20 protein-coding genes and 1 pseudogene are annotated in these 23,339 nt (G+C 53.9%); 5 read left to right on the forward strand and 16 right to left on the reverse strand.

All coding sequences use genetic code 11. The features are described from left to right. Positions 1-10: 10 nt before the first annotated feature. On the reverse strand, positions 11-2,053 hold the full coding sequence (locus VE954_RS02350) for a ferritin-like domain-containing protein (protein WP_324949261.1): 2,043 nt from the start codon (positions 2,051-2,053) through the stop codon (positions 11-13). Between the two features lie 264 nt (positions 2,054-2,317). Between VE954_RS02350 and VE954_RS02355 the strand changes: the two are divergent. After that, positions 2,318-2,725 (forward strand): annotated as a pseudogene (locus VE954_RS02355) (DsbA family protein); the annotation flags it as partial. A gap of 49 nt (positions 2,726-2,774) precedes the next feature. Here VE954_RS02355 and VE954_RS02360 read toward each other — a convergent pair. From VE954_RS02360 to VE954_RS02420, 13 genes are all read right to left on the reverse strand, one after another. Then, entirely contained in the window at positions 2,775-3,719 is a 945-nt protein-coding gene (locus VE954_RS02360; protein WP_324949263.1) for a S1C family serine protease, read from the reverse strand. A gap of 131 nt (positions 3,720-3,850) precedes the next feature. After that, on the reverse strand, positions 3,851-4,405 hold the full coding sequence (locus tag VE954_RS02365) for an acetyl-CoA carboxylase biotin carboxyl carrier protein subunit (protein WP_324949265.1): 555 nt from the start codon (positions 4,403-4,405) through the stop codon (positions 3,851-3,853). A gap of 14 nt (positions 4,406-4,419) precedes the next feature. Beyond that, a complete protein-coding gene (locus VE954_RS02370) occupies positions 4,420-5,928 on the reverse strand; it encodes an acetyl-CoA carboxylase biotin carboxylase subunit (RefSeq protein ID WP_324949267.1) in 1,509 nt (502 codons plus the stop codon). Positions 5,929-5,938: 10 nt separating this feature from the next. Next, positions 5,939-7,525, reverse strand: a complete 1,587-nt coding sequence (locus tag VE954_RS02375; RefSeq protein ID WP_324949269.1) for an acyl-CoA carboxylase subunit beta — start codon at positions 7,523-7,525, stop codon at positions 5,939-5,941. Between the two features lie 11 nt (positions 7,526-7,536). Next, on the reverse strand, positions 7,537-8,280 hold the full coding sequence (locus VE954_RS02380) for a hypothetical protein (RefSeq protein ID WP_324949271.1): 744 nt from the start codon (positions 8,278-8,280) through the stop codon (positions 7,537-7,539). 91 nt (positions 8,281-8,371) lie between these two features. Continuing rightward, positions 8,372-9,073: an RNA methyltransferase gene (locus VE954_RS02385; RefSeq protein ID WP_324949273.1), complete on the reverse strand. Its 702-nt coding sequence runs from the start codon at positions 9,071-9,073 to the stop codon at positions 8,372-8,374. Then, positions 9,070-9,975: a hypothetical protein gene (locus tag VE954_RS02390; protein WP_324949275.1), complete on the reverse strand. Its 906-nt coding sequence runs from the start codon at positions 9,973-9,975 to the stop codon at positions 9,070-9,072. Before VE954_RS02390 ends, VE954_RS02385 begins: the two co-directional genes overlap by 4 nt. A gap of 90 nt (positions 9,976-10,065) precedes the next feature. After that, positions 10,066-11,592, reverse strand: coding sequence for a sigma-54 dependent transcriptional regulator (locus tag VE954_RS02395; protein WP_324949277.1), 1,527 nt, complete (start codon positions 11,590-11,592; stop codon positions 10,066-10,068). Beyond that, on the reverse strand, positions 11,589-13,073 hold the full coding sequence (locus tag VE954_RS02400) for a sensor histidine kinase (RefSeq protein WP_324949279.1): 1,485 nt from the start codon (positions 13,071-13,073) through the stop codon (positions 11,589-11,591). The genes VE954_RS02395 and VE954_RS02400 overlap by 4 nt, the downstream gene beginning before the upstream one ends. Then, a complete protein-coding gene (locus VE954_RS02405) occupies positions 13,066-13,686 on the reverse strand; it encodes a hypothetical protein (protein WP_324949282.1) in 621 nt (206 codons plus the stop codon). Before VE954_RS02405 ends, VE954_RS02400 begins: the two co-directional genes overlap by 8 nt. Beyond that, a complete protein-coding gene (locus VE954_RS02410) occupies positions 13,683-14,855 on the reverse strand; it encodes a POTRA domain-containing protein (protein ID WP_324949284.1) in 1,173 nt (390 codons plus the stop codon). Before VE954_RS02410 ends, VE954_RS02405 begins: the two co-directional genes overlap by 4 nt. 10 nt (positions 14,856-14,865) lie before the next feature. Continuing rightward, positions 14,866-15,594 carry a YebC/PmpR family DNA-binding transcriptional regulator gene (locus VE954_RS02415; RefSeq protein WP_324949286.1) on the reverse strand — a complete coding sequence of 243 codons (729 nt, stop codon included), beginning with the start codon at positions 15,592-15,594 and terminating at the stop codon, positions 14,866-14,868. Between the two features lie 24 nt (positions 15,595-15,618). After that, positions 15,619-16,398 (reverse strand): AMP nucleosidase, encoded by a 780-nt coding sequence (locus VE954_RS02420; protein WP_324949288.1) that lies wholly within the window; start codon positions 16,396-16,398, stop codon positions 15,619-15,621. Between the two features lie 174 nt (positions 16,399-16,572). Between VE954_RS02420 and VE954_RS02425 the strand changes: the two genes are divergently transcribed. Both VE954_RS02425 and VE954_RS02430 read left to right on the forward strand, forming a co-directional pair. Continuing rightward, positions 16,573-18,024: an ABC1 kinase family protein gene (locus tag VE954_RS02425; RefSeq protein ID WP_324949290.1), complete on the forward strand. Its 1,452-nt coding sequence runs from the start codon at positions 16,573-16,575 to the stop codon at positions 18,022-18,024. Further along, positions 18,014-18,979 (forward strand): DUF3187 family protein, encoded by a 966-nt coding sequence (locus tag VE954_RS02430; protein ID WP_324949292.1) that lies wholly within the window; start codon positions 18,014-18,016, stop codon positions 18,977-18,979. The genes VE954_RS02425 and VE954_RS02430 overlap by 11 nt, the downstream gene beginning before the upstream one ends. A gap of 8 nt (positions 18,980-18,987) precedes the next feature. Here the strand turns inward: VE954_RS02430 and VE954_RS02435 are convergent, their stop codons facing one another. After that, positions 18,988-19,803, reverse strand: a complete 816-nt coding sequence (locus VE954_RS02435; RefSeq protein WP_324949293.1) for a hypothetical protein — start codon at positions 19,801-19,803, stop codon at positions 18,988-18,990. A gap of 233 nt (positions 19,804-20,036) precedes the next feature. Here VE954_RS02435 and VE954_RS02440 point away from each other — a divergent pair, with 233 nt between their 5' ends. Continuing rightward, a complete protein-coding gene (locus tag VE954_RS02440) occupies positions 20,037-20,537 on the forward strand; it encodes a hypothetical protein (RefSeq protein ID WP_324949295.1) in 501 nt (166 codons plus the stop codon). 281 nt (positions 20,538-20,818) lie between these two features. Then, entirely contained in the window at positions 20,819-22,552 is a 1,734-nt protein-coding gene (locus VE954_RS02445) for a PQQ-binding-like beta-propeller repeat protein (protein WP_324949297.1), read from the forward strand. Positions 22,553-22,593: 41 nt separating this feature from the next. On the opposite strand, the gene VE954_RS02450 is transcribed toward VE954_RS02445, so the two are convergent. Beyond that, a complete protein-coding gene (locus tag VE954_RS02450; protein WP_324949299.1) occupies positions 22,594-23,316 on the reverse strand; it encodes an SIMPL domain-containing protein in 723 nt (240 codons plus the stop codon). Positions 23,317-23,339 lie beyond the last annotated feature (23 nt).

Consider the following 23,339-nt stretch of genomic DNA (forward strand, 5'->3'; position numbering starts at 1 on the left):
AGAGGACACTTCAGGTGATGTTTCCCGGCACCTTATCTTCAAAGTTCACCGCCACGTGGGAATTATCGCAGAGGGGTTTATTTTGGGAATGACCGCAGCGGCACAATCGGGCACTTGCCGTTCGAAGGACGACGCGGCCTGTGCCGGCGCAGATTTCGAGATTACCTTGGACCGACAAGGGGCCGTTGCTGATCCGATGGACCTCCAGCGGTCCGTTCCGCACGGCTAAAGGAGTATCGTCAAGCGTCTGAGGATTCCCTGTCGCCACGAACTCTGCCGTATTGTGGGCTCCATCACAGAAGGGTTTATTCTGGGATTGTCCGCAGCGGCAAAGTGTGGCCCGTTTGCCAAACTTTTTTCCATCCAACACAAGATCAGCCAGGAAGGCATAAGGCCCGTTTTCACGAATGCGCATGATGTTCACATCCGGGACGGGTTCCTCTGGACCTCCATCTTTTCTGGAATATTGAATCGCTCCTGAAGGGCAGGCTCGGGCCACAGTCGCGAGATATTCAGGATGGGTGTTCTCGGCAAATATCCATTTTCCAGGCGTATTGGCTTTAAAAACCAAAGGCAGTTCCGTCACGCAATGACGGGAATGAATGCACTTTTTTCCTTCATAGGTGAGGCGGATCGCTTCTGTTTCGGAAACTTCAATCCCCAGAGGTTCCGGCTCAGGCTTGCTTGAGATCGGTGCAGGCGTTTGACTCAAGACCGCAGCACTTTCATCCTGGCGCCTTGGAGTCACCTCCGGCATCGCCGAGATTTGTTGCTGGACCTCTCTGATGTTCTGTTCGGTGGCGGTCAGCTGACGGATGCAACCTTGCATCAAGGAAACATCATGCCAGGCTTCAAGCGATCCCTTCAAATGGGACAAGGCAGCTAAAAACTCGCCACATCGTTCGACCATGAGCCGTTTCTCCGTGATCTGCTTCAGAGGCATCAGAAATCGTACCATCGCGAAGCTCATGCCGGCATGGACGCCAGGTTGCTTGTCACTGGCTGGAAGAAATGTCAAAGTTTCGGCCACGGTTGCCATCGCGTGCATCAGGGTCTGCGAGGCTTCGATCAGGATCGCTTTGGCCTTTTTGGGTCGATCTTCAATGGTATAAATCTGGACCAGAACCCGAAGCATCATTGTATAAAGAGCATTAGCGAGGTCCATGAATTGGGCGGAAATCGCGTCATCCACCCACACCCGCCGCACTGGATTCAGAGGTTTTCGCATCAGCGGATTTCTGGCGACCGGTCGAGCCGGTTGAAAGTCAGGATTACGCTTCAGCAGAGCGCGATATTCATCCCTGATGCTACAGAATCTTTGAAAATGGGAATCCTTGAGCGTCATGGCGCCTTCGCCCTGGGCTATAATGGTGTCGATGGCCGCCAATGCCTGCTGCGTGTTTGTGATCAGGACAAGACCAGGCAAGGCTGAATCCAGAGGCCCGATCTGCTGATCCCGTGGCCCGCAGAAAAAGTTGGCTTCCCCATGCTTCCCGGCGAGCTGAACCACGGCTTCCTTGATATTCAAATAAAGCGAGCTCACGGTCGCATAGTCACCGGACGTGGGCATGAGACGTCCCTTCTCCGAAAGCCTTGTGTAGGTTTGCTGATGTTCAAAACTGGCCCCATCCGCCAGCTCCTGGGAACGAGGGCGCTCCAGGTAGATGAAATGTTCGATGGTATCCAGATTGAATGGCGCCAATTCAATGATCAGATCGGCTGGATAATAACCGGGAGACGTGGGGAAATTTGGGCGCATGAAGTTCGGGCCAACGCCGATGGCGCTTAAGAGATTCGAAACCAAAGTCAGATGAGTCATTTCCTCAAGAGCCACGCTGAGGATGACCTGTCTCCACCGGTTGATCGTATCCAATTCATGTGGCGAGACACCTTCCTCGGGCGATCGTTTCAAGCTGAACATGGCATACAGATAGAGACACATAAGGTTATGCTCAATCTCCGACGCTTCAGCCAGCGCCGATGACAATTGAATGCGTGATTCGATGACAAAGGTCGGTTCATTATCCATGGCTGACTCCCGAAATCGTTGCATGGATCACATCCTAGGCTTTCCCTCATGCAGTGGCAAGACTCGCGCAATAACATGCAGATCGTGGGTTGAATTGCGGATTGAATAAGAATGGTTTTATGGGATCGGTAGGATTAAAAGAAGCTAAACCTTTTGTTTAAAAAGTGCGTGGGAGATTCTATGAAAATTTTACAAACCAACGCCACAGATCATCATCGAGGGAAAAAAGGCGCCCGCATTCAGCTGATGGAATTCGGTGATTTTCAATGTCCTTAATGCGCTTCAGCTTTTCCTATCGTCGAAGCCACGTTGGAGCAACTGCAGGGCGAGGTGGATTTTATTTTTCGTCATTTCCCTTTAACCACCGCTCATCCCTATGCTCTCGCTGCTGCGATGACGGCCGAGGCTGCGGATCGGCAGGGCAAATTCTGGGATATGCATAGGCTCCTGTTTGAGAATCAATCCCTGTTTGGCAGTGATGCACCTCTGCTCCTGGGGGAACGACTTGGCCTCTCACTCGAACAATTTGAGGATGATTACCAGTCCGATGCTGTGGCGAAAAAAATAAAGGATGATTTTCAATCAGGCCTTCAAGCTGGAGTGAATGGGACGCCCGCATTCTTTATCAATGGCGAGCTCGTCCAGGAAAATTGGACGAAGGGCGCTCTTTTGAACGGGATTCGCGAACGTCTTTAAAAGGTTTAACGCAAGGTTGGAGCCACGTTTGACCCCAACTCGCCAGCCTTTAAGCGGCATGGCGGGGTTGAACCTTCAAATTGAGTTCAGCCTTGCCGCGCAGGACCTTGAGGCCAAATTCATTCGCCCCATTCAGAACCAGCACTTTTTGCAGATCGTCCACGGTATGAACCTGATGGCTGTTGATTTCAATCAGCAGATCGCCTCGCCTGAGATCAGCATGGGCAGCCGGTGACCCATCGGCCACCTTTTCAATCAGAAGCCGACCCGGCACCATGGTCTTACGGGGTTGCTCGCTTTTATCCTGGGCGTGACCCGCCGACAGAACTTCCACGCTTCGAGCCACGATCCCCAGGTAGCGGCGGCGCACCTGGCCCTTTGAAATAAGAACCGAGGCGACCCAATTGGCTGTCGTCGCCGGGATGGCAAAACCAAGTCCCTGGGCAAAGGGTAAAACTGCTGTATTGATACCAACGACATGCCCTTCAGCGTTCACCAGAGGGCCGCCTGAGTTCCCTGGATTGATCGAAGCATCTGTCTGAATCAATCCTTCCAGAGTGGTCCCATTAGGATGCGGCATACGGCGGTAAAGAGCGCTGATGAGACCCAGAGTCACCGACCGTTCAAAGCCCAAGGGATTGCCAACGGCGATCACCAGCTGGCCGACGCACGCTTCATGGTCTGCCGCTAACGTTAAACTTTGTAAACCCGAAGCTGTCACGTGAAGCACGGCCAGATCGGTTTGTGGATCGCGCCCCACGACGGTTGCAGGATATGTGCTGCCATTCATGAAGGACGCTTGAATGCGGCCAGGATGCTGGATCACGTGATCATTCGTTAACAGATAGCCATCAGGGGTCAAGACCACGCCACTGCCGTGACCGGCCGCGTGGCTGACACTGACCACACCAAGGGCTACGGTCTCGGACAGGGTCTCAAGCTCACGACTGAGGCTGGAGAGAAGACTTGTCGAACCTGAATTCATAAACCTCATGCCTCTTCCTTTCCAATAAGCTTGATCTGTCATCATTGCTGATGAGCACGAAAGCCTATTAAACTTGGAACATAAGGCTCATTTTGAGGATGGCAAGCCTTCGCAGGAAACGAAGGCCTTGGCGTCTGAATTCAGGGTCCGATCTGCACCAAAACCTGGCCCACGCTGACCTGGGCACCGGCTGCAACCTGGACATCTTTCACGGAACCCGAACTGCGGGCAAAGATCTTGTTTTCCATCTTCATCGCTTCGATCACCAGAACCTCGTGACCGCGTTCAATCACCTGGCCGGGTTCCACTAAAACCTTGAGAACCTTGCCAACCATGGGCGAGCGAATGACTTCTCCATCCGCGCCGGCCCCCGCCTTGCGGCCGTTCATGCCAGGCACCTGAATGGCAACTTCGCTTTGGATGATACGCGTGAAACTCTGCGATCCACCGACATATTCAAGCAGGACCTCGGCAAAAAGGTCGCCAGGAAAACGTTGGGTCGTGACCGAACGATATTTCAGCGGCACTTCCGGATCCTTGGGCGAACGCCTCACGAAGAGGGTGCGCATGCCCGGTTCCCAGCAGATTTCAAACGACTGCGTACCGACCTGCGCGGGACTCCAGATTCCAGGCGACACCTGATCCGGCAGCGAAACCTCGGCTCCAGCGCTTTCATTTTTACTGATCCATTTCATAAGGTTTCCTTCCGTTAGTGCCGACAGGATTCCTGTCGCGCGCGCAGCTGCCATTGCGAAGGACCGCTCTCGGTTGTCCCACGTCGACCATCGGTTTTCACCTGAGCCTGGAAAGCGGTGAAAAGGCGGCCATGCTCATCGTCGGCGGATCCCCCTTTGAGGGCGGCCTCGATTTCCTTCTGATGCAAAGCCAGAAAACCGGTATCGAATTCACCCGAAACAAAGGCCGGATGCTTCAAAACCACTTCATGGAATTTGGCTGTGGTGGGCACCCCATCACATTCAAATTCTGAGAGTGCGCGGAGCATACGTTGAATGGCCTCGTCACGATCGGCGCCGTAGCTGATGAATTTGGCCACCATGGAATCGTAATCCGAAGGAATCGTATAACCGGCATAAATATGCGTGTCGACCCGCATGCCGGGTCCGGCCGGCAGATGCAGGTGCGTAATCTGGCCTGGATTGGGCATGAAATCCTGCGCCGGATCTTCCGCGTTGATACGGGTTTCAATCGACCAGCCGCGAATTTGAATATCACTTTGGGCGAGGCGCAGTTTGCCGGTCGCGGCCACGCGGATTTGCTCCTGAATCAAATCGATGCCCGTGATCATCTCTGTCACCGGATGCTCGACCTGAATGCGCGTATTCATTTCCATGAAATACGCTCGATCCGGTGATTCACAGATGAATTCCACCGTTCCCACGCCTTCATAATCAGCAGCCAAGGCCGCACGCACGGCTATTTCGCCGAGATGATGACGCTGCGCATCATTCAGAAAACGGCTGGGGGCCTCCTCAATCAATTTCTGATGGCGCCTCTGCACGGAGCAGTCGCGTTCGAAAAGATGCACTCCGCTTTTGCCATCACAGAGCACCTGAATTTCAATATGCCGGGGGTTACTGACATAACGTTCGGCAAAGACCGTATCATCGCCGAAGTAGGAGATGGCTTCGCGCTTGCAGGCTTCAAAGGAATCCTTCAGCTCCTCGTCTTTCCGTACAATGCGCATCCCGCGTCCACCGCCGCCGGCAGCCGCTTTTAGAATAATCGGATAACCAATTTTCTTGGCCAGCTCCTGCAATTCAGCGACCGAGCCTAGAGCGCCTTCGCTTCCTGGTACCGTGGGGACATTATGTTTTTTCATCAGGTTTTTGGCTTGAACCTTGTCACCCATCATATGCATGGAGTGATCGGAAGGCCCAATGAACTTGACGCCCATTTTATTCACTGCGGCACAGAATGCGGCGTTTTCCGATAGAAAGCCGTACCCCGGATGCACGGCGTCCGCGCCGGAAACCCGAATGGCTTCCAGAATGGCTTCGACATTCAAATAGGTATCTTTGGAAGCCCGGCCCGGCAGTTGAATCGCTTCGTTCGCATACTTCCGGTGCAGGCTGCTGGCATCAGCATCGGAATAGATGGCCACGCTGGGGATTTCCAGATCGCGCAGCGCTCGCATAATGCGCAGAGCGATTTCTCCGCGATTGGCGACCAGAACTTTCTTGAAAAGAGGCTTTTTCATGGCGTTTCTCTTAGAGGGGGATATTCCCGTGTTTGCGTTTGGGCGTTTCCACCCGCTTATTCAAACTCGCTCTCAGGCCGTCCAAAAGATAGCGCCGGGTTTCCTCAGGGAATATGACAGCATCGATATAAGCCCGGTCCGCCGCTTCATAAGGCGTCGCAAACTTGGCTGAATAGGAATCGACGAGCTGCTTGCGTGTTTCATTGGGATTGGCGGCACTGGTGATTTCATTGCGGAAGATAATATTACAGGCGCCTTCCGGTCCCATCACCGCGATCTCGGCCTGCGGCCAGGCCAGATTCAGATCCGCCCCAATGTGCTTGGAGTTCATCACATCATAGGCGCCGCCATAAGCTTTGCGCGTGATCACGGTCAGGCGGGGAACGGTGGCTTCGCTGAAGGCATACAAAAGCTTGGCGCCGTGCCGAATGATGCCGCCTTTCTCCTGATCGGTTCCAGGCAAAAAGCCGGGAACGTCGACAAAGGTCAAGAGAGGAATATTAAAGGCGTCACAGAACCGAACAAAGCGTGCCCCTTTCACCGAGGCATCGATATCCAGACAGCCTGCGAGGTGATTGGGATTGTTGGCGACAATGCCAACCGCATGACCGCCGAGGCGACCGAAGCCGATCAGAATATTCGCGGCATATTCCTCGCGGATTTCAAAAAAGGTGTCAGGATCCAAAACGGTGCTGATCACCTCGCGCATATCATAAGGCTGGTTGGGATTGTCCGGCATGATATCCCGCAATTTTTTCTGGGCATCCGCGATGCGACGCTGCGCGTTGGGATCCTGATCCAGCGGCTGAAAAGGAGCCGTTTCCAGGTTATTCGACGGCATGTAACTCAGCATTTTGCGCAGGGACAGCACGGCGTCGCCTTCAGAGGGATAACGCAGATCAGCCACACCACTCGTGGCCGTATGGGTTTGACTCCCGCCGAGCTCTTCAAACGTGACCTCTTCACCCGTCACAGTTTTAATCACTTCCGGTCCGGTAATAAACATGTGGCTTGTCTGATCGACCATCAAGGTAAAATCAGTAATCGCCGGCGAATAGACGGCACCACCTGCACAGGGACCCATGATCAAGGACAGCTGCGGGACCACGCCCGAAGCCTGCACGTTGCGATAAAAGATATCGGCATAACCACCAAGGCTCGCCACACCTTCCTGAATCCGCGCCCCGCCGGAATCATTCAAACCGATGACCGGCGCTCCATTGCGGACGGCCATATCCATGACCTTGCAAATCTTCTTGGCAAAGGCCGCGCTCAAACTGCCACCGAAAACAGTGAAGTCCTGCGAGAACACATAAACCAGCCGACCTTCGACGGTCCCGTATCCCGTGATCACGCCATCGCCGAGGATGCGCTTTTGCTCCATCCCAAAGTCCTGGCAGTCATGCGTGACAAACGCATCCAATTCCGTAAAAGAACCCGCGTCAAGCAGCTGATGAATGCGTTCGCGTGCGGTCATCTTGCCCTTTTTATGCTGGGCTTTGATGCGATCCTCGCCGCCGCCTTGAGCCGCTTCGGAACGCAAGGCGCCGAGGCGATCAAAGGCCTGTTGCCTTTTGGTTGGAGGTGTATCAAGCATCGGTTTATCCTTCAGTTGGTTTGCCGACCTGGGAATTCAAGCCAAAGATCGGGTATGAACAGGTTGCGATAAAAATCATCAAGGTCAGGCAGGGTTTCAGGCGCGCCCTTTTCCTTGGGCAGGCGCGATTCCGTCTCACGTCCACCGATCCAAATCAGTTCACCGTTATTGGTATCAATCAGGAGCAGGGCAAGGCTGGCCCGCCGATAATTAAACATAAGACCGCGATCATTCAGCTCGCCCTTGTCCGCTTCGACAATGAGCGGCAGCAGCAGGGCATCCGACTGCGAGGCACTCCGACTGAAATTGGTGAGCCATGCCCGCCAGTCAGGTCGGGGCGCGATCACCTCGCGATAGTAGCTGGCTGGGTGCTGGCATGACTCGCAGGCCTGGCCAGGTCGGAACCAAAGATCATCGATCTTTGTGAGGAGATCAGGCTGCTGGCTTTGTTCCAAAAGTTTCAGGACCACGCGGGGACTGATGCCACGCATGTAAGGCTGACCGTCAAAGCCCTCCAGCACATACTGGTCGAATTTTTGACAAAGGGCCGTGATGTCCGCTGTCGGAATTTTAAGCTCCGGCTGCTTGATGAAGCGCGCGCCCTGGGGCCACACGCGGCAGGGCGCCACAGCAATACGCGCGGGAATGCGGGCCAATTGTTCCGCCTGTACGCCGTATTCGCCTCTTTCGGGCGTAATGCATTGGGTTTGACTGAAAGCAAAAATAAGAAAGATAAAAGCGAGGCAGCGTCTCAAAGCATGTTTTCCTTTCGCGCGTGATCCTCTTTTGACTTGTCTCCACAAGGTTTATCAAAAGGTCTGACCGGGATCCAGCGAAAGAAGGTCATCAGCCTGAGCTTAGGTCACGCAGGCGAGTCAGCTCGTCATCGGGATTGTGGCTGTGACGGCAGATCCACTGATCGAGGAGACGCTTTTGCGCCGCGGCATCGAGCAGAATTTTATCCTGGGGAAGTTCAGCCCGGCAGCGTTCACTCAGGCTGTGCAGGGTCAGGGCCACCGATACGGAGACATTAAAGCTTTCCACCATCCCATACATCGGGATGGTGAAACGATAGTCCACATGTTCATGCCAGGCCTGGTGCAGGCCTTCGCGTTCATTGCCGAAGACCACGGCCAGGGGTTCATCCAGGGGCAGAGCCGCAAGCGTCATCGCCGTGCCCGCAGGATAGGCTGCAGCCACTTTGAAACCCTTCTCCCGCAAACCTTTCACGTAAAGGTCCAGATCGGTGAAACGGCGAACCTCCAGCCACTGATCGGCGCCGCGGCTCACGGTCGATATCTTGCCAAATTTTTGGTAAAGATTGACTTGGTCGCAGCAGAGGATCCCAAAGGCTTCGGCGGAGCGGAGACAGGCGCCAACATTGTGGGGATCGAAGACGTCCTGGAGAACCAGACGCAGGTGCCGGGTCCGCTGGCTGGCCACATGTAGCATGCGTTCACGGCGTGTAGGACTGAGCCTGGGACTCAGGAGCTCCCAGGCATCGGCAGGATAAAGAACGTCTTCGAAATTGTTGCGCCAAACACTCATGGTTGGGTGACAGCTTCCGGTGTGCGGACCATGGCCGGGCCATGATCAGCCGCAGCTGCAACGGCGGCGGCTTCCGCTGCTGCTGCTTCGGCTCGGGTTTCAATCACAAGGCTCGCCCCAATTTTTTCCAGGGCTTCACCGACCAGGCGTCCGATGCTTTGGGATTGCAATTCGGCATCCAAAGGTTTTTGCAGAATATGACCTGCGAAATAACGGAGAGCCGTTTCCCAGTTCTTATTGCGCTCCTCGGCCAGCTCCCGCAGCCCACGCATGCTGCCGTAAAGTTGTTCCATGCGCGCAACTTTTTGTTTGTAACGCTGCAGTTCCTCGGGTTTGATCCGTGGGGCTTCGTCTTTCGCGCGGGCCAGCTGACTTTCCATCTGCTGCTTTTCGCGACGAACCTGCTGCGTTTGCAGCTGAGCTTCCCTTATCTGCTGCCGCAGAATTTCGAGTTGCTGACGGGCTTTTTCATCACCCTCTCTTTGCAGTTTGGTGTTTTCATCGTGAATGATTTTCTTTTCACGAATCGCGTCGCCGAGCTGTTGGGTCAGGACCAGGACCTGCTCGTCAAGATGCTCGCGTTGCAAGAGATAGCGCTTCTGGACGTCCTCTCGCTCGGATTTCAGTTTGTTCCATTCGAGGGTGCGATCGGCGAGCTTCTGCTTAGCATCTTCCAACTGCTTGTCAGCCTGGACTGACTGTTGCCGGTATTTATCGGCGTTTTCCTGAGCATTGCGGAGCCCCTGCTCCAGCTGCTTGTTCTGTTTGCTCAAGGCTTCCAGACGACTCGATACATCAGCAAACACAGCCTGGTTTTGGGCCAGACGGTTGCGGCTGTAAAAGGCGAAGCCCAGACATGCCAAAGCAAAGATCAACGCAAACGTGGGGATGAGTTCTGTCATTACTGATTAACCTCATAAGTCAGACAAAATAATCTCCAGCTTTACGTAATTTGAGCCGGAAAGACAAGCAATCCTTGCTGCTTTGACCTGTCAGTCGCTCACAATGACGTCCCTCTGGATACCATATTTTTTCATCAGCCGGTGCAGGTAAGCCCGTTCCAAACAGAGCACGCGTGCGGCTTCACTGACGTTCCCTTTGGAGCGACCGAGAATAAAGCGAATATAACTGCGTCCCAGGTTCTGATGCAGGTCCTCCCAGGGCACAATAGCCGTTTCATAAGCGAAACTTTCCTTGCCACTGGTGGCCGATGGCAAATGGTCGTCGGTCGTGGTTTCCACCGCCTCTGTGGCTTTGGCGCTGGGTGCCGGAAGACTTTGGCTGCCTTCCGCTTTGCTCCTGGCCCCACGCAATCGGGCGACCAGATCCGGAATATCCTCGATCTCTTCGCTTTCACTCAGGATCACCACGCGCTCGAGAATATTTTTCAATTCACGTATGTTGCCTGGCCAGTGATAGGCCGAGATTTGATCCATCGACTTGGAACTCAGAACACGGGAGCCGATCGAATGTTCCTCGCAAGCTGCTTCCAAAAAGTGCTGGGCCAGGAGTTTGATATCATCCCCGCGCTCACGTAGCGGCGGTGATTTCAGCGTCACCACGTTCAATCGATAATAGAGATCCTCACGGAAGGTTCCCGATTCAATCATGCCTTCCAGATCACGGTGCGTGGCTGCAATCAAACGCACATCGACCTGTAAGACTTTTTCACCGCCGACGCGGCAGATTTCACCGCTCTGCAGAACGCGCAGAAGTTTGGCTTGCACGTTGAGGTCAAGCTCACCAATTTCATCCAGAAAAAGGGTGCCGGTGTCGGCCTGTTCAAAAAGTCCTTTTTTGGTGCGAATGGCGCCGGTGAATGCACCCTTTTCGTGGCCAAAGAGTTCGCTTTCGACCAGGTTTTGCGGGATGGCGGCGCAGTTGACTTTAATCAGCGGCATATCGCGTCGGTCCGACTGCCGATGCAGACTTTTGGCGATCAGTTCCTTGCCGGTTCCACTTTCACCCAGGATCAAAACGCGGCTGTTGGTGCCGGCCACCTTGGTGATGATCTTACGGAGTTGCACGATGGGTTCGCAGGCCCCTAAAATTTCCTGGCCCCGCAAAACCTCCTGGGAAAGTTTCTGGTGCGCGGCTTGAATCTTATGGAAATCAAGGCAGCGGCTCAGGCTCACCAGAATACGTTCCGGTGTGAAGGGCTTTTCAATAAAGTCGAAAGCACCCATTTGCGTCGCCAGATAAGCTTCCTTCACCGTACCTTCCCCAGAAATCATGATCACGCGGGACGCGAAACCATGGTGACTGAGAAGTTTCAGGAAATCAAGACCACTGCCATCCGGCAGCCTGATATCCAAAAGGATCGCATCAAAAGGCGGTGGATTCTGCGGACTGATCTTGCCGACCTGAATCAAGGCCTGGGCATAGGTTTCAGCCTCGACAATCTGGGCCCCTTCTTCGGTCAGGGCCATCCGCAAAGCCAGACGAATATTGCGATGATCATCGACGACGAGGACTCGTTTGCCGCGGATGATATCCTTGCTCGTGACTGTATCACTCATGATGAAAGAACCTCGGTATGATGTTCGCTGGGTAATTGAATGCGGAAAATGGTCTGCCCCGGTTGGCTGGTGACGGTCAGCTCGCCCTGATGGTCCATCACAATTTTTTTGCAGATCGCGAGACCCAGGCCCATGCCGGGATTAGGGCCTGTGTGCTTGGTGGTATAATAGGCTTCAAAGATGCGGCTCAGGTCCTCTTCGCGAATGCCGGGACCGTCATCGATGACGCTGACCAGATAATTGGTGCCGATTTTTTCCAGACGCACGTGAATATGCGCCTGCCGGTTCGTGCTGGCTTCCGCAGCATTTTTAATCAGATTCATGATGACCTGCTTCATCAGCTGACTATCCATCATGATCGGAGCCGAGGCAAGCTTTGTTTCAAGGACCAGTTCATGCTCGGGAAAGGCAGCCCTTTCCATTTCCAGCAGCTGCTGGCACAGGCGGAGCAGGTCGGCCTCTTCCCAGGTGGGGTCAGGCAGGCGGGCGAATTGCGAAAAATGATCCACCATGCGGCGAAGGGCATTCACTTCCTCATGGATGATCTTGGTCGCTTCATCCAGGAGCAATTGAAATCCGGCATCCTCGCCTTTGTATTTGCGCTGCAGTTGATTGACCATCATCTGGATGGGTGTCAGGGGGTTTTTGATTTCATGCGCCAGCTTCCGGGCCATGGTCTGCCAGGACGCAAGTTTTTCCAGATACAGGGTTTTGCGGCGATTGAGTTCCACTTCATCCGCCATCGCATTGAACTGGGCGGCAATCACGCCCATTTCACCCGAAAGCTGCGAGGGCAGTCGAAAGCTAGGATCCTTTTCCGACCAGCGCCGAAAACCCTTCAAGACTTCCTGCACATTGCGCACATAGCGGCGAACCAGCCAGACCAGGACAACCCCGACCAGAGAAAATGCGCCGATCAAAATAAGCCCATTCGTGAGGAGCAGACTCGGAGCAATCTCCTTGTCCCAGGTGGCTTCGATCAACTCGTATTTTTGTTTGACCTGCTGCACGAGTTCAAAGCGCTTACGCACTTCACTGACGGGAACAGAGACCATGTAACGACCCACACGCAGCTCCGTGCGGGTGAGCCAGGCGAGATCGGGGCCCGTAATTTTCTCGCGCAGCACTTCGATTTTGATGCCATCGATGGGCGCAAGGCTATTGATATCAGCCTGCATCAGAAGATCACGGATCCGCGCTTCATTGAAGTGGCTCAAGGGCTCTTCATCAATGATCGCCTTCATTTCCAAAAGCAGAGTCTGTCTTTTGGAAGTATCCAGTTCCTTGAGCGAGTCCATATAATCGCCCAGAGCCTGGTCCAGATCTTCATCGTAGGCCATCTCCGCCAGACTATGCAGGGCTTGCCTTATGCTGTTCAGTCCACTGACATAGCCGCCTAAAATAATGAGAATGGCCAGGGCCGCGGCGCGTACCACCGTGGTTTGATGCCAGGCGAGGTGTAAACTCTTGCGTTCAACCACGGCCGGCTCCCTTGATGGCAGGTTTGGTCTTGTCCATATCCGGTGCCAAAGGCGAAACGACGACCACGGTCTGGGTGCTCTCACTGAGTTTCAAATCGCCCAGCATGTGCGAGAAAAGTCCGCGCATCACTCCGGACTGCTGTTGAATAAGCCAGCTGCGGACGTCCTGAGCAAATTCATTGGATACCTGTGAAATATCCAGGCGAACCTCAAGCCTCGCGCCCTGACTGGCGATTTGAGCAATGTTGCTCTGGCTGCTGATATCGGCCTGTAGGCAAAGATCGATATACTGCTCAAAGCTCTGCAGGGAATTATCCTTGCGTTGCTCCAGAAAATGCAGGAGCGCAAATTTTTCTTCCCAAAGGTCAAACTTGATCGTGCATTCCGAAATAAAGACGAGCGAGCGCCGCGCGCCATTATCCAGCCAGCGGACTTCAAGGTGACTGAAGGTTGAAAATCCGGAATACAAAAGCTTTTTCTGCTGCTCGGTGAGAGAGTCAGCCAGGCTGATGCGAAGGCTGTAGCGCTCCTTGTTCTGCTCCCAACGGGCTTTGATTTCCGCCCATGCGGAGCCAGCGTGCAAGAGAAGGAGGAGCACCAGATACTTCATCATGGTTCCCACTCCTGCTCCAGCACTTCTTTCATGCTTTCAGGCAGGGCGCGAAAGGCGAGCGCAACATCGGCAATCAGGCCTGCACTATGAAAGCGAAGGCCGAGCCGAGCCTCACGGCCCTCGTAACGGAATTCCTTATACCGATCCGTGCCGTGCGTGAACTGCATATAAATACCAGGATCCGATGCGGCATCGAGAATCGGCAGCGGCTGTTCCCAGCGCAGGGATCCGCGGTAACTGACGCTCTCAAATCCCACACTCAGGCCTTGAACCTGGGCTGTGATCATGGACTGACCGAAAAGGTTTTCGGTGATGGCCCCTTCCAGTTCGTAGCCCATCTTGTTGAAGCCTTGACTGTTGAGAATCACCGACGCACCGTAGGAATACCCTTCACTGGGCCTAAAGCTGAGAAGACGGTTTTCCCGATAAATTCCCACTTTCGGGCCAATCAAGGTCCGTGGAAAACCCGGCACGGAAAAACGCTCACCGCGATTGTTCATGTAAATCGCCAGCCCATATTGCAGTCGTGTGCCGTTGCCCTGATCAAAGGTCCAATAAGCCTGCCCACGACTGCCGAAACCTAGAATATCCAGATAACGGGCCTGGGCATCCGCGGCTTCCATCCGTGCATCAAACTGCACGCTTTCCTGGGAAAAGCGCGGAAAACCATAGGCCACATGAAAGCCGCGCATGATGCCCTGACCGTCGTAATCGACGGCTGCGGAGGCACGATGCAGGGAGTTAAAAAGATTGCGGCTGATGAGTTGGGCACGGACGCTCAGCGGATTGAATTCCGTGCCGAGGTGTTCCGAGGAACTTTGATCCTGGGTCAGCCCGAGGGAACCGCCCCAGGCCCAGGGACCAAAGACGCCCGGATCATCGACGAGTTCGATTTTCAAACGGGCCTGGCCTTGATTTTGACCCTTGGATAAAAAGAACTGCACGGACTGAAAAAGGCCCGTCCCGAGCAGCCGATTGCGATCGGCGGTCAGTTCCTCTTCGGAGACGGAAGCCCCGGGCGTCAGATGAAGCTCGCGCTCCAAAAAAGCCGAAGGAAGCCTCGTGCTGCCTGTGACATCCACTTTTTCCAAAAGAAGGCGGCGTTCGGCCGCCTGGCTGGATCCGGCCAGGAGTCCTGGAAGGATCAGGATGCACAAGGCTTTGAGCATGGATAGAACCTTATTCGGGCATCGCGGCGTTGTGATAGACGTTCTGCACGTCGTCGTTGTCTTCGAGCCAATCGATTAATTTCTGCATGGTCACGGCTTTATCACGGTCAAGCGCCGAATAGTTCTCCGGCACACGCATGATTTCCGCCACATCGGCTTCCAATCCTGTCTTGTCGAGGGTCTCTTTCAATTCGTTGAAGGCTTCGGGAGCGCAGATAATTTCCACGACATCATCCTCGTCCTTCACATCATCCGCGCCGGCTTCCAAGGCTATTTCAAACAACGTCTCGAAATCCTTGACCTTGCTGCGCTGATAAACAACGGTGCCTTTTTTGTGGAACATGAAACCTACGGAGCCTTCCGTGCCGAGGTTGCCGCCGAACTTGGTAAAGGCATGGCGAACGTCGGCCACGGTGCGATTGATGTTATCGGTCAGGCATTCCACCAGCACGGCTGCGCCACCTGGACCATATCCTTCGTAGACCCGTTCCACATACTGTTCGGCCTCAAGGTCCCCTGTGCCTTTTTTCATGGCGCGTTCGATATTATCACGGGGCATACTGTTGGCGCGGGCTTTTAAGACGGCCGTTCGCAAGCGAGCGTTGCTTTCGAGGTCACCACCACCCAGGCGTGCGGCGACCGTGATTTCTTTGGCCAGCTTGGTGAAGATTTTTCCACGTTTGGCGTCCTGAGCGCCTTTACGATGCTGGATGTTTTTCCACTTGCTATGGCCTGCCATCTTTGTCTCATCCTCCTGCCGAACTCAGTAGCGGAAGTGTTTGATCTTCTCGCCTTTTCCTTCGATATCGGTCATTGCTTTTATGCCAATCTCGATATGAAGGTCAACAAATTGTCCACTGACCTTACGGTCGCTTTCCTCGGTCTTCACGCCTTCCGGTGTCATTGGTACATCAGACACTAAAAGCAGGGCCCCGCGCGATATCTCGTTGGCAATACCACAGGCGAAAATCGTGGCCGTTTCCATATCGATCCCGATGGCCCGTAGATTACGCAGACGCTGTTTGAATTCGTCATCGTGTTCCCAGACCCGGCGGTTGGTGGTGTAGATCACACCCGTTCGATAATCCATACCCGCTTCTGCGATTTTTTCCGAAACAAATTTATGTAATTTAAAGGAAGGCATGGCAGGAATTTCTTTGGGCAGGTAATCGTCCGAGGTTCCGTCGCCACGAATCGCTGCAATGGGGAGAATAAAATGCCCGATTTCAGTCGTGTCCTTGAGGCCACCACACTTGCCAAGGAAAAGCACACCTTTAGGTTTGATGGCACTCAGGAGATCCATAACCGTGGCAGCGTTGGCCGAGCCAATACCGAAGTTGATCATCGTCAAATTTTTGCCATCCGAGCAGGTCTGCATCGGCCGATCCAGACCCTTGATCGGCTGATTGAATTTGGCTGAAAACCGGCGCACATAATCTGAAAAGTTGGTCAGCAGGATATACTTGCCAAACTCATTCAGGGCAGTTCCAGTGTAGCGTGGGAGCCAGTTTTCGGTGATTTCCTGTTTGGTGCGAAGAGCCATCGGGTGAATTCCCTTTCTTGGTGGGGCGTGGCGTCTGGGAAATTTTGATCCCGTGACCTGTGCCGGGGCATATGTGTTATTATATTCTTGAAATCGATGCTGAGAAAACAGCAACTTTGCGAGCCAGCCCGAGTCTGGTCTGCTCTGGGCGCCGATTCGATATGAGGTGTCTTTGTGAAAACAAATAGGGACAGGTCTTCCAAGGTATCGCGGTCCTTTCTGGGTGGAATGGCTTCCGAACATCTGGCGCTTGCACGCGAAATATCATGTATTTACAAGAAGTTGCTGTATACCGGCGGCATAGCCCTTCCCCTTCGGGTCTCGAAAGCTTTTCTCAAGGAACCCGGCATCGATCCCTTCTGGTCAGAAAAAAGAATTCTCGAACTGGTCGGTGATGTGGCCTTATCCTGCCTCGATTCCCTGGGTCCCGTCTACGGAAAACTCGGTCAGATTGCCTTGAGCCGTCTTGATGAGGAAGGCCAGCAGCTCGCGCAGAAGATGCAGCTGACCCGTCTCTATGGGGCATGGCCGGCCATTCCGTTTGAAGACATCGAAGCCATTCTGGATACTGAGATTCCGGATTGGCAGCAGGAATTTGTCGTGGAACCCTATCCTTTGGGTGTGGCATCGATGGCCCAGGTGCATGCGGCCGTGGATGAAGAAGGCCGCGAATGGGTGATCAAGGTGATCAAGCCTGACTCGCGCCGTCGTTTGGAAGAGACTCTCCAGGCCCTGGAACAAATCGTCACGCTGACCTCGCCTTTGAAACTGACTTCCATGGGTTCCAAAAGCATCCGTGAACTCCAGGATCTGATTCGCAGTCTGCGCCGCGAGGTGCAACTTGATCTTGAAAAGAAGAATCTCGATCGCATGCAGGAGCGCCTGAATGCAAAAAAGCAGCAGGTGCTGCGACTGCCTAAAACCTACGACCGCTTCTGTACCCCGTCCGTGCTCGTCATGGAACGATTCCGCGGTTCGTCCCTGGTGGACGTCGTGGAAGGTCGCGTGGCTCTGACGGCAGATCAGCGTAAAAAATTGGCCAAGCGTCTTTTGCAGGAACTGCTGGTGCAGGTCTTTGAAATCGGTCTCTTTCATGCCGACCCTCATGCCGGTAACCTCATGCTCCTGGATGATGGATGCGTGGGACTCTTTGATTGGGGCCTTACGGGCGAGCTGCGGGATATCGACCGCCGCCACATCTCCGGCATTTTAAAAGCCTTGCTGATGTCCGACATGCAAAGACTGGTCGATGTGCTGGTCAGCATTGGTGAAGAGCATGATGTGAATCTGCCGCGCACTGAAGTCGAAGCCGAACTGCGAAAAGTCGCAAACCTGATTCAGGAACATAAAACCGCGGGCACCCAGGCCTCCATGGAAGAACTCCTGGAAGCGGCGTTGCGCGGTTCAGAAAATCTGGGCATTCCTGTGCCGGATGGCCTTTTGATGATGGCCAAAAGCCTTTTGACCATCGAAGGATTGGCTCGCGGCATCGATCCCGAACTTTCCTTTGCCCGCGCGGCAGGGCCTGTTCTGCTCAAGGCCGCACGGCCCAACCTCAAGGAAGTGATCGGCATGGGCCGACGCCTGCCCCACTTGGTGAAAAAAATATTCGCCAATGCGTCATGATTTTTTATTTCTGCTGATTCTATCCTTGCCGCTCCTCACCGGCCCCCTTCAGGCCGGCGAGGGTCCTCTGCTCACTCGCTCCGAAGCCGTGGGTCAGCTCTTTCGCTTGAATCCCCCTCTGCAAAATCCTGAACTTCTGACCAGCGGCCGCCTTCATTTCGCAGCGTCACGAACCTATGCGAATCTTTGGGCTCGTGATAAACGCTATGTGGTGGACGGTGAAATTGTCGACGATCAGGCACGCATGGCCGCGGGGCTCGGTGCCGGATTTCAGGTCGGTCTTGGTTTTTCGAGTCGACGTTTTGTGCAAGCGGATACCGATCAGACGGCGATCACCTTTCATGATCTGTTTCGCATGGGGCAAGACGGTCGTTTGCAGACGGGAAAACATCACACGCGTTTTGTTATTCCTGATTACAACCTGCAGTATAGTCGCGATAACCTGGATCGAACCTTCAGCGAACAGGCGGTTTTTGATGTCAGTTACGCGTTTCTAGAAGCCGCCAGGCACGGCTGGGGCCTCACGGCCACACTCCTCGCGGCCTATGAAATGGCGGGTTTTTCCCCATACGCGTCGGGATCCATCGATCGGGGTGTGATTCTGAGTGCGATCTATCCTGGAAATGCCCTGACCTATTTTGCCAATGTGCGGCAGCTATTCTTTGATCAGCGGAAGGATGTTCGGGTCGGCACGCGTCCCGACAATCGCGGCTTTGCCCTGGGCATGACGTATCCTTTGCCGGATGAGCAGGAATTCATTTTTCAGTTTATGAATAATCAGCCGGTTTTTCGCGACCTGGGTCAGTTGAGTCGAAATTCTTATGAATGGCAGCTGGGCTATCGCTATCGGTGGGAGACTGTCACGCTGGAAGTGGCTGTGATTGAAAATATCTTCTGGCTGTACAACAGCCCGGACTGGGGCTTCAGTCTCGGGCTGCGTGCTCCTGTCAACTGACCTCGGACTCAGGGTTTAACCCAGAGGATCCCGCCGGAAAGTTTGCCCAGGTTATTGTTCCACTCATACGCATCCATGATCGCCAGATACAGCCTTGTGGTGCCGGTTGGTACCGTGAAACCCTGGAGCTTGCCGCTCGCATCCTTGCCATCACCGATGAAAAAGATCTGGCCCAGTTCCGGGGCGAGCGTTTTGAAGTTGCGTCCCACGCCTTCATTGAAATCAAGGGTAGCGGGTGATGCTGGTCTTTGTTCCGGTGTGCGATCATCCAAAAAAATGCCAATCAAGCTGTTGATCGGTGCCTTGATGTTGGAAAGGTTATTCATACCCGCCAGAGTATGGGTTCCTGGTGCGGTGGGAATGCCATCGGCATCTGATTCCTGATCGGTCATGGTTCCGTGAGCGATCTTGCCTTCCACGCGGAAGTAGAGATAGCGTCCGGCTTCGAAGCACTGGCGATCGGTCGGTGTCACCAGGATGGGCGAGTTCGCAGGCGCGCGATCCACCGAAGCGGGATAGGCGATTTCCGTGCCGCTGGGCATGCCGGCGAGGAACGGATTGGCAATCCCGGGAATCGAATAGAGCGTGCTGCACGCGACGGGCTCGGGATCCTTGACCACAGGCACCACGGGCGACGGTGTGGGTAAATTACTGACAGTGCCGTTCTCATCGCTGACAGGCGATCCCGTATCAACGGTCGCATCATCACCCGATGGACGAGCCATCGGAGCAGTTTCCACTGGAACGGATGGTTCTCTAAACTGGTGACCAGAGCCGCAGCTGACACTCATGGTCATGGCAAAAACATAAAACAAGTTTTTCATGTGCTCCCCCTCTCGAACAAGCAATAAACGGGTCGTTACTTTCCGGTTCGGCAGGATCTGCCGGGAATTAAGGAAGGCCCTCTGGGTGAAATTGATTACAAAGCACTTTTTCCCACTCTTTTACAAAATATAAAATCAATAACGTTGTTAACTGGACGGCCAGGCCTTCTGATGTTGATGATTTGTGCGTTATAACCAGCGCTATCAACTCGAGACTCACTGGAGAATTATCCATGCACGCAATAAAAATAACTCTGATCCTGACCTTGGCTGCTTTCGCGCCTCATGCTCTTGCCACCATTGTTCCGATGCCGAATCAAGTCGTCGAAGCCGTGCTTCACGGTGAAAGCGGATCGCTTTACGTTGATGGCTACGTGCAATTGAACAAAGATGCCCGCACGGTGAGTCTTGTTCTGCAGCCTGTGATGTCCCCCTGTCCTGCAGGAGACATGTGTCCTGAAGTGATGCCCGCTCCCGTCGAGTTCTTTTTGGAAAATGCCAAAGCTACCGAGGATGAATGCGGTGCGGTGAGTTACCAGGCTGAACAGGGCCAGGAGCCCATGATCAAAGTTACGATTACCGACAATACAAAGTACAGCTATGAAACCTGCCCCAGCTTTTTACCGGTGCCTGAAACCGAGGTGCAGGTGGAACAAATTTCCGTTGGCCCGAACAGTACGGAATCCAAAGGTGCCTATCTCTCTGGAACCGTCCTTTCTCATATTCGCTACTGATTTGTGGGGGGGCACCTGCCCCCTTTACACATTTTTCTGAGTCCTGACACCCGCCTCAAACCCAGCCTGCTTCCCCCTTCTGAGCTGCCCTGAGTTCATAACGACCTTGATGTCCGTTCATCGGTCTCATTCCATGCCGAAGCTTTGTGAATTTCACTTGATAACGACAGTTAACAAAGGCGATAACCAGCCTATCCCTGCATCCACAGGTTCCGCTCTTTCTATAAATTTCAGGACGCTTCCATTCATCATGTGCGGCTTTTGCCGCCAGGAGAACTATCATGCGAAAAAAACCAAGATCCTTGTGGTGGCTGGCTGGACTCCTCTTCAGCCTGCCTTCAGCTCCGGCTCAAACAGCAACGCATCGGTCTCCCCTTGGGGATGGCACCCATCTGTATTTGCGGTGCAACTCCACAACGTGGGATGTGAATGAGATGTCCCGCTTAAAACCCGGCTCGACTGATTTTTTGCGAGAACTGAGTTTTGACGTTAAAGAATCCTGGATGACCGATGCCGGCGATGACTGCGTGATCACGGAAACGCCTGAGCGGAACGCTTGGGGCGCCTGGCAAAATTATTATGGTGGGCAGCTTTCGTTCCTCAGGGTTCCCGAGAGTTCGCGCCTTCGCTTGCAAACCGATCCGAACGAAAGCGTGAATTTCAAACTGCGCTTTCCGACCCTGGGACGCTATCGCTTTATTCTGAACACCCGTGATGGATATTTTTCCGTTCGCAAAGACGGTACGCCTCAAGCAGGCGACGTGGCGTGGACCCTGCCTGGCAATATGCTGACTGACACTCAAGGCCGGCTCTTTCTATCCCATTACTATCCTCAGAATTCCCTATCGCTCGTCGACGGCGTGCAAGGGCTTCCTGTTTGGACCTATCAGGCGGATACATATATTTCCTTCTACAGCAACTGTTCCACCCAGGACACGGTTTTTGTCACCTTGTCGGGTCGGGTGGCGGCTCTTTCGATCAAGACGGGCAAGGAAGTCTGGAGCACCGATTTAAATGGAGCTTTGAAGGACGCCTATGGTTATTTAAATTGCTTTAAGAACAGCGATCAAATTTACCTGAGCTATGGCGCGGATCAGACCACGATCGTCAGTCTGCAGAAAAGCACGGGCAGGTCCGTCTGGTCCTGGACCGCTCCAGCCTATGCCGGCATCATGGGAGTTGATGCAGGTCATGTGTTTATCAACGCCTATCAGGATGCAAAATCCTCGATTCAATCTTTGAATAAAGCCAGCGGGCGTGAGGTTTGGCAGGCTCAAGCCGGGAGTGGCTATTTTACCCTGACGGACGATGGCGCTCTCTTTTTGGTCGATGGCACGCAGCTCAAGGCCTTATCTGCCGACACGGGGCGGGACCTCTGGACCTTTGCCGGTCGCCACGGTGATTCCATTTGGATGACGTTCGAGCAAAATGGTCTGTATGTTCATGAAAAAACGCGCATCAGTTCGCTTGACAAAAAAACCGGCCGCAGCCTTTGGGTTTATGATTACAGTGCGTTTGCTGAACAGTATCCTTACTCGCAAATCCTGAAAGCGGGTGTGGTGATTGTGCGTGTGAATGATTACAACGCCAATAGCAGTCGTCAGATCGCTTTGAATAGCTGGACCGGTAAAGTGTTGTGGGAAAAGGAAGAAACCAGCACCAGTGCCTATCTCACCGAAGATAATCAATCAGGCACATGGCTCATCAGCGGCAAAACCATTCGTTCCATTGAGCCCTGGACCGGCGCCACACGTTGGAGTTTTACCCTGAATTCCGAAGCCCCCTGGGAAAACATCATGAGCGTGCTGGAGCAGGATCGCTCGACGGTGTATGTGGCCTATGGTTTTGTCGGGAGCAAATATCCCCCCATGGGCGTGCTGGCCTTGGACCTCAAGACCGGGCATCTGAAGTGGCAAAATTGGTTGGATTCATCCGTCTATCGGGTGGGAAGTGATTTCAGCGCTTTGATTTTGAACTCCGGTTATTACGGTTCGACCAAAGCCTTGAAAAAATAATTCCTGATGGACCCGCGCATCGGCGGGTCCAAATACCTCGCTTATTCAGCATCAAAAATAACAGTGACCTGCTGTTTGACGCGAACTTCACCAGGAGCCAGCGTGGGCTCGCTCGAACTGCGGCTGGCGCTTTCCATCATCATCGCCATCTTCGGGGAAGGACCGGGATCACGCAAGCCTTCGGCAATACTGCGAGGTCGACCCAGTTTCAAACCCATCTGCTGGGCCATGGCTTCAGCTTTCGCTTTGGCGTCCTTGAGCGCGAGCAGCCGAGCCTCGCCTTCCAATTTGGTTTGGGTCGAACTTTTGAATTGAAGGTTATGGAGATTGTTGGCGCCGCTATTGAAAATCGCGGCCATCAGGCCTTCATACTTGTTGATATCCCGCAGCAGGATCCGAATATCGCGGCGTGCGTTGTACGAGATCACCGGCCGGGCTGGTTTGCCGTTGGGATTGTAAGGGGCATCCTGAATGGGCTGGACCCGCATGTAGTCGGACTGCACATCCTTGGCGTCGATCTTAAACTCTTTGGTGACCGCCAGAATGCGGCGCATCGCCTCATTGCTCTTCGCTTTCGCGGTTTCCACCTTGGCCTCGGTGACGTCGATACCGACATTAAATTCCACCTGATCGGGCGCAACGCCGGATTCACCTTCGCCTGTGACCAGGATCGTCCTGTCATCTTTGGCTTGCAGTGAAAGGGGAGAGACCAGACCAATCACAAGGGCGGTGCAGCGGGCGATACCAGGAATCGAAAGCGGCATAAGAAACCTCCTGCAAGGGATGA

It is taken from the genome of Oligoflexus sp., from assembly GCF_035638955.1.
Taxonomy (GTDB): domain Bacteria; phylum Bdellovibrionota_B; class Oligoflexia; order Oligoflexales; family Oligoflexaceae; genus Oligoflexus.

Bases quoted from the DNA above. Each gene is read 5' to 3' on its own strand.
- VE954_RS02350 (WP_324949261.1), bottom strand. From the start codon at position 2,053: ATGCAACGATTTCGGGAGTCAGCCATGGATAATGAACCGACCTTTGTC.
- VE954_RS02360 (WP_324949263.1), bottom strand. From the start codon at position 3,719: ATGAGGTTTATGAATTCAGGTTCGACAAGTCTTCTCTCCAGCCTCAGT.
- VE954_RS02365 (WP_324949265.1), bottom strand. From the start codon at position 4,405: ATGAAATGGATCAGTAAAAATGAAAGCGCTGGAGCCGAGGTTTCGCTG.
- VE954_RS02370 (WP_324949267.1), bottom strand. From the start codon at position 5,928: ATGAAAAAGCCTCTTTTCAAGAAAGTTCTGGTCGCCAATCGCGGAGAA.
- VE954_RS02375 (WP_324949269.1), bottom strand. From the start codon at position 7,525: ATGCTTGATACACCTCCAACCAAAAGGCAACAGGCCTTTGATCGCCTC.
- VE954_RS02385 (WP_324949273.1), bottom strand. From the start codon at position 9,073: ATGAGTGTTTGGCGCAACAATTTCGAAGACGTTCTTTATCCTGCCGAT.
- VE954_RS02390 (WP_324949275.1), bottom strand. From the start codon at position 9,975: ATGACAGAACTCATCCCCACGTTTGCGTTGATCTTTGCTTTGGCATGT.
- VE954_RS02395 (WP_324949277.1), bottom strand. From the start codon at position 11,592: ATGAGTGATACAGTCACGAGCAAGGATATCATCCGCGGCAAACGAGTC.
- VE954_RS02405 (WP_324949282.1), bottom strand. From the start codon at position 13,686: ATGATGAAGTATCTGGTGCTCCTCCTTCTCTTGCACGCTGGCTCCGCA.
- VE954_RS02410 (WP_324949284.1), bottom strand. From the start codon at position 14,855: ATGCTCAAAGCCTTGTGCATCCTGATCCTTCCAGGACTCCTGGCCGGA.
- VE954_RS02415 (WP_324949286.1), bottom strand. From the start codon at position 15,594: ATGGCAGGCCATAGCAAGTGGAAAAACATCCAGCATCGTAAAGGCGCT.
- VE954_RS02420 (WP_324949288.1), bottom strand. From the start codon at position 16,398: ATGGCTCTTCGCACCAAACAGGAAATCACCGAAAACTGGCTCCCACGC.
- VE954_RS02430 (WP_324949292.1), top strand. From the start codon at position 18,014: ATGCGTCATGATTTTTTATTTCTGCTGATTCTATCCTTGCCGCTCCTC.
- VE954_RS02435 (WP_324949293.1), bottom strand. From the start codon at position 19,803: ATGAAAAACTTGTTTTATGTTTTTGCCATGACCATGAGTGTCAGCTGC.
- VE954_RS02440 (WP_324949295.1), top strand. From the start codon at position 20,037: ATGCACGCAATAAAAATAACTCTGATCCTGACCTTGGCTGCTTTCGCG.
- VE954_RS02445 (WP_324949297.1), top strand. From the start codon at position 20,819: ATGCGAAAAAAACCAAGATCCTTGTGGTGGCTGGCTGGACTCCTCTTC.
- VE954_RS02450 (WP_324949299.1), bottom strand. From the start codon at position 23,316: ATGCCGCTTTCGATTCCTGGTATCGCCCGCTGCACCGCCCTTGTGATT.